This is a genomic window from Candidatus Cyanaurora vandensis (assembly GCF_013285555.1).
GTDB lineage: Bacteria > Cyanobacteriota > Cyanobacteriia > Gloeobacterales > Anthocerotibacteraceae > Cyanaurora > Cyanaurora vandensis.
In genome coordinates, this window is record NZ_JAAXLT010000051.1 from 1 (window position 1) to 5,689 (window position 5,689).

Sequence of the window (5,689 nt, forward strand, 5' to 3'; positions counted from 1 at the left end):
CTATTGAGACGGCGAAACGTCTGGAACAGAGTCCGGGTCTAGGTTATACCGTGGTCGGTCATCTCGGACTCGCCCAAGCAGACCGAATGGTCCTCGGGGAATTGACGGACTTGAGCGCGGTCTTGGCTAAGGGCGAGGTGGATGAGGTTTGGTTTGCCCTGGGGACCTTGCCCCCGGCTCAATTCACTGAACTCCTGGCTGTGGTCAGTCAACGGGCTATCCGGGTCCGCTTGGTACCGGAGGTGAGCGAACTCTTGACGACTAATTTAAGGATGGATTCTCTAGGCGGGGTGCCCTTATTGACCCTGCGCGAGACTCCCCTCCGGTATTGGCAGAACCGTTTCTGCAAACGCCTCTTGGACTTGACCTTTGCTGGAGTGGGGGTGGCCTTGATTAGTCCTCTACTGCTGGGGATTGCCCTCTGGGTCAAGCGCACGAGTCCCGGTCCCATCTTCTACCGTCAAGAGCGGCTCAGTCGGGACGGGGAGAGCTTTTATATTTATAAATTCCGCACGATGTATGTGGATGCGGAGGCCAGTGGTCCGGGCTGGACGACTCAGAACGATAAGCGCGTCACGCCCGGTGGCAGCTTTTTGCGCCGGACTAGTCTTGATGAATTGCCCCAACTGCTCAATGTCTTGACGGGTGATATGAGTTTGGTAGGACCACGCCCAGAGCGGCCCCACTATGTCGCACAATTTCGTCAAGAGATCCCCAAATATTTCGACCGCCACCTTGTCAAAACCGGCATCACCGGCTGGGCACAGGTCCACGGTCTGCGCGGTGACACCTCGATCCCCGAACGAGTCCGCTATGACCTCTACTACATCGAGAACTGGTCCCTACTCCTAGACCTCAGAATTCTCCTCGTCACCTGCTGGCAGGTCATTTGGGGCCAACCCAACGCCTACTGAGGCTTGCGGGGACGTGGGGGCGGTAGTGCGTCACTGCGTCCCTCACTGGGTCTGGGGCGCGGGGCCGGAGACGGGGCCGTGCTACGTGGTGCGGCAAAAGTTCGTTCACTACTGCTAACTCCGGCCGGACGGGGCTTGGGTTTAGCCGCCCGTTGGGGTCCTTCTTCGCGGCTGGTGAGCTTCTCAACAACCTGTTCAGAGGAAGAGGACTTGAGGTCGAGCCAGAGTTGGTTCATATCCTCAAATTCACTAAAGATGTAGCGGAGGGGCTTGTCGGTGATCCCTTCCGCCACGATTAAGTATTGCAGCGCGACCCGGTAACCCAGGAGAGTGACGGGCTCGATATAGATTTGACAAAGGAGGAGAGTGTCTTGCATGGGCCTAGGGCGGAGGGCTACAGGAGCAGGATAGTCCATCTTTACATATGAAGTCAGTCGCCTCAATGGGTTTGTTGCCGGAGGGCCTCATAGAGAACAATCCCCACGGTCACCGCTAAATTTAAGCTCCGTACCCCCCGGCCCATGGGTACTACCAAATTAGGATAGTCCCGTAAAATTGTTTCGGGTAACCCCCTCGTCTCGGGTCCAAAGAGTAGGCCCACGGGCAGGGTGAAGTCAGCGGCCCAACAGGGCGTAGTCGCCCTAGCACTGAGGGCATACAGAGAACCAGGGGGACGGTTCTGGACAAAATCGGCCCAACTGTCGTGGGTAATCAGTTCAACCTGGGGCCAATAATCCAGGCCCGCCCGTTTGAGTCGGCGGTCATCTAACTGGAAGCCTAAGGGCGCAATCAAATGTAACGGACAGCCCACCGCCGCACAGGTCCGGGCGATATTACCTGTATTGGGCGCGATCTCTGGCTGGTAAAGGACCACGTACACCGTTCACCTTAGAATGCAGTCCTACGGTATCATGAGGGGCAAAACCTGTTTGAGCAGAAGCATGGCAATTAGAGTTGCGATCAACGGATTCGGACGGATTGGCAGAAATTTTCTGCGTTGCTGGCTGGGCCGTACCCAGACTAATTTGCAGGTGGTCGCGCTCAACGACACCTCCGACTCCAAGACCAACGCTCACCTCTTAAAGTATGACTCCATGCTCGGGGTCTCCACGGCCCAGATCAGCCATGACCAGAATTCCATCACCGCCAACGGGCACATCCTCAAGTGTTTCTCAGACCGTAACCCCCTCAATCTTCCCTGGGCCGACTTGGGCATTGATTTGGTGATCGAAGCTACTGGGGTCTTCATCAGCACCGAAGGGGCCGGTAAGCACCAGCAGGCCGGGGCCAAAAAAGTCCTGATCACCGCCCCTGGCAAGGGTTCTGACATCGGAACTTTCGTGATGGGGGTCAATGACGAGACCTATGACCACCACCAACACAACATTATTTCTAATGCTTCCTGCACTACCAACTGCCTCGCTCCCGTCGCTAAAGTCCTCCACCAAAGTTTCGGGATTGTGCGCGGTTCGATGACGACGATCCACTCTTATACCGGAGACCAACGTCTCTTGGATGCTAGCCACCGCGACCTGCGCCGCGCCCGTGGGGCGGCCTTGAGCATCGTCCCGACCTCTACTGGGGCCGCCAAAGCCGTGAGCTTGGTCCTCCCAGAACTCAAGGGTAAACTTGACGGTCTCGCCTTCCGCGTTCCCACCCCCAATGTCTCCGTCGTGGACCTAGTGGTTGAAGTCCAACAGCCGACCAGTGTGGAAGTGGTCAACCAGGCCCTGCGCGACGCTGCCGATGGTCCGATGAAGGGTATTCTCGAAGTTTCGGACTTGCCCTTGGTCTCGGTGGACTACCGCAGTAGCGATGCCTCCTCAATTGTGGACTCCGAGTTGACGATGGTGATGCAGAGTAACCTACTCAAGGTCGTCTCCTGGTATGACAACGAATGGGGCTATTCCCAGCGGGTCGTGGACTTGGCTGAACTCGTCGCTACCAAGTGGACGGATTAGCTTTTACCTTTGGGACCCAAGGGAGCGGGTCCGCTGGCTCCCTTTTTGTTGCCTGGGAACTAAATAGCACGGTCTGATATCATAACCACCATGCACCTGAAATATTCACCACTCGCCCTCGGGGTCCTGTTGTTTGCAGCCCCGGTCTCGGTCCTAGCCCAGGCCCTACCGGCGAACCTTTTCCCGCCGGGCTACCTGCCGCCGGGAGCCACGCCCACGCCGGTCCCTTCCTTAGCCGTACCAGGGGTCCCCAACGCCCAGCCGACTAGAGTACCCACGACCGAGGAACCGGAGAATCCCCAGTTGGAGATCCGCAATAACAGCAACGGTAAGAGTACCAAACCCGCCGGGTCCGTCGCGGGTGCAGCCCCCGGCTCTACCCCCAATAATTGTCAGGACCAAGGCACCTATCGGCCCCCCCTCTCCCCCCAGGAACTAGCAGGTCAGACCCCGGTAGACAGTTTACCGCCCGCCAAGTTGGGGCAACCCCTCTTTGAGCGCAATGAATTCCAGGAATTAGTCTATATCTCGCTCAACCGGGACCTGTTGCTGTACGGCTACAACCTGTTTCAGTGCGTCCCCTCGACTTTTACTGCCGCCGACCAAGTACCGGCTCTCAATAATTATGTAGTCGGCCCCGGTGATGAGATCCTAGTGCGGGGTTGGGGCCAGATTGATGTGGATTACAGTGCAGCAGTGGACCGGACGGGTAATTTTTTCATGCCCAAGGTCGGGAACATCTATGTGGCGGGGCTGAAGTACCGCGACCTCCAGGGCTATTTCAAGACTGTGCTCGGGCGCACGTACCGCAACTTTGAACTGAGCGTCAATCTGGGGAACCTCAGAGCAGTCCCAATTTTTGTCGTGGGCCAAGCCGTCCGGCCCGGTAACTATACGGTCAGTTCGCTGACGACCCTGGTCAACGCTATTTTCACCGCTGGGGGGCCGACACGCAAAGGCTCGATGCGGAACATCCAACTCCGGCGCGGGGGTCGTACCGTGGCGACCTTTGACCTCTATGATTTATTGCTCCGGGGGGACACCTCCCGTGATGTACCGCTCCAACCGGGCGATGTGCTCAATTTCCCGACCATCGGTCCTTTGGCGGCGATTGGTGGGAGTGTGAATAATCCGGCTATTTTTGAACTCAAGGCCACCAAAGTAGCCTCCGCCCAGCCCATAACTATTCCGCAAGACTCCCTAGATAGCCTCACCGCCCGTGTCCAGCAGGCTCAACCGAGCCGGGGCCGGATGACCGTCCGGGAGCTTTTGACTCTAGCCGGGGGTCTGAGTACGACCGCTACGGGCCAACACGTCGTCCTAGAGCGGATTGAAGGCCGTGCAGTACGCCGGGTAGACGAGTTTGACCTGGATGAATCTACGCTCAACCGGGTCGTCCAAGACGGCGATATTGTGCAGATTGCGCCCATCTCGCTCAAGTTTGACAATGCGGTGACCCTGCGCGGCAACGTGGCACGGCCCGCCCGTTACCCTTGGCGACCAGGACTCAGGGTCAGCGATTTGGTACCCAACCCCGAGGACTTGATCCCGAAGTCCTACTACGCAAACCAAAATGTCCTGGGTTTAGCCGAGGCCCCTAACCAGACGCTCAAGCCCGAGGCCACCGAGATCAACTGGGATTATGCGGCGGTGGAGCGGTTTCAGAAACCCGACCTCACGACTAAACTCTTGACCTTTAACCTGGGGCTGGCGGTGCGGCAACGGGACCCGGTCCACAATTTACCCCTGCAACCGGGCGATATCATCACGGTTTTTTCTAAGGGCGAAGTCCGGGTCCCCCAGAACAAACAACGGCGGTATGTGCGGTTGGAAGGGGAGTTTAACTATCCGGGGGTTTACCAAGCTTTGCCCAACGAAACCCTCCAACAACTGGTGGCGCGGGTGGGCGGGATTACCAATAATGCCTATCTTTTTGGAGCCTCCTTGATCCGGGACTCCGTGCGCCAGACCCAACAGCGCAACCTAGACGAAGCCCTCGCCCGCTTGGAGAATCAAGTCAGCGTTTCCGCCACCCAGGGGACGCGCCGCAACGAAGATGCCAACGCTTATCGCGCCCGTGTCAGTACCCAGCAGGGCTTGGTGACGCAACTGCGGACGGTTAAAGCTTCGGGGCGGTTGGTCTTGGATCTCCAAGCCACTCGTAACCGCCTTGAGGATATCCCCGATATCCCCGTTGAAGATAGCGACATCTTTACATTGCCCTACGCAGTAGGGGTGGTGAATGTCTTTGGGCAGGTCTACAACCAAAATGCTTTTATCTTCCAGCCCGGTGAGTCCGTCGGCTTCTATCTCAGCAAGGCAGGGGGCGTGACTAAGACCGCTGATAGTGACAGCATGTACATCCTGCGGGCCGATGGTTCCGTGCTCAGTCGTCGTCAAGCGGGTAATTCCGGCGGGTTTCTGGGCATTGGCAGCGGTAACAGTTTCGAGAGCGTCCGACTGATGCCCGGTGATGCCATAGTCGTGCCTGAGCAGCTAGACCGCTATGACAGCGTAGCGGAGCTTAAGGACATCTCCCAGATTGTTTTTCAGTTTGCCGTGGCAGCGGGTACCGCAATTACTTTATTTCAGTGAGGGACAGGGTGGATAGCTTCAAACAAACCACAGACCCTGAGGAGACTGGGATTGGCCTCCTGGATGTCCTAATTATCTTGACAAAGTACAAAAAACTCATCCTGGGCACCACCCTCGGGACGGCCCTAGTGGTGGGTGCTTTAATGCAGTTGCTCCCCGATAGCTACACGGCCGAGACCACCCTCCTCCCTCCCCAAGAAAACCAGTCCTCCACCTCAG

The 5,689-nt window shown here is 57.5% G+C and carries 6 protein-coding genes; 4 read left to right on the forward strand and 2 right to left on the reverse strand.

Annotated features, from left to right (window positions below; translation table 11 throughout):
• Positions 1-914: exopolysaccharide biosynthesis polyprenyl glycosylphosphotransferase (locus HFM78_RS03085; RefSeq protein WP_287127953.1), on the forward strand; the 914-nt coding region annotated here is incomplete at its 5' end.
• Here the strand turns inward: HFM78_RS03085 and HFM78_RS03090 are convergent.
• Both HFM78_RS03090 and HFM78_RS03095 read right to left on the reverse strand, forming a co-directional pair.
• Positions 908-1,291: a hypothetical protein gene (locus HFM78_RS03090; protein WP_287127954.1), complete on the reverse strand. Its 384-nt coding sequence runs from the start codon at positions 1,289-1,291 to the stop codon at positions 908-910. The genes HFM78_RS03085 and HFM78_RS03090 overlap by 7 nt on opposite strands.
• A 62-nt stretch (positions 1,292-1,353) precedes the next feature.
• Positions 1,354-1,794 (reverse strand): tRNA (cytidine(34)-2'-O)-methyltransferase, encoded by a 441-nt coding sequence (locus tag HFM78_RS03095; protein WP_287127955.1) that lies wholly within the window; start codon positions 1,792-1,794, stop codon positions 1,354-1,356.
• Between the two features lie 61 nt (positions 1,795-1,855).
• Here HFM78_RS03095 and HFM78_RS03100 point away from each other — a divergent pair, with 61 nt between their 5' ends.
• The 3 genes from HFM78_RS03100 to HFM78_RS03110 all read left to right on the forward strand — a co-directional run.
• A complete protein-coding gene (locus tag HFM78_RS03100) occupies positions 1,856-2,875 on the forward strand; it encodes a type I glyceraldehyde-3-phosphate dehydrogenase (RefSeq protein WP_287127956.1) in 1,020 nt (339 codons plus the stop codon).
• 90 nt (positions 2,876-2,965) lie between these two features.
• Complete coding sequence (locus HFM78_RS03105) at positions 2,966-5,470, forward strand: SLBB domain-containing protein (protein ID WP_287127957.1); 2,505 nt, start codon at positions 2,966-2,968, stop codon at positions 5,468-5,470.
• An 8-nt stretch (positions 5,471-5,478) separates the two neighbouring features.
• On the forward strand, positions 5,479-5,689 hold a 211-nt coding region (locus HFM78_RS03110; RefSeq protein WP_287127958.1), incomplete at its 3' end, for a Wzz/FepE/Etk N-terminal domain-containing protein.

Coding starts and splice junctions, on each gene's coding strand:
- HFM78_RS03090 (WP_287127954.1), bottom strand. CDS start 1,291: ATGCAAGACACTCTCCTCCTTTGTCAAATCTATATCGAGCCCGTCACT.
- HFM78_RS03100 (WP_287127956.1), top strand. CDS start 1,856: ATGGCAATTAGAGTTGCGATCAACGGATTCGGACGGATTGGCAGAAAT.
- HFM78_RS03105 (WP_287127957.1), top strand. CDS start 2,966: ATGCACCTGAAATATTCACCACTCGCCCTCGGGGTCCTGTTGTTTGCA.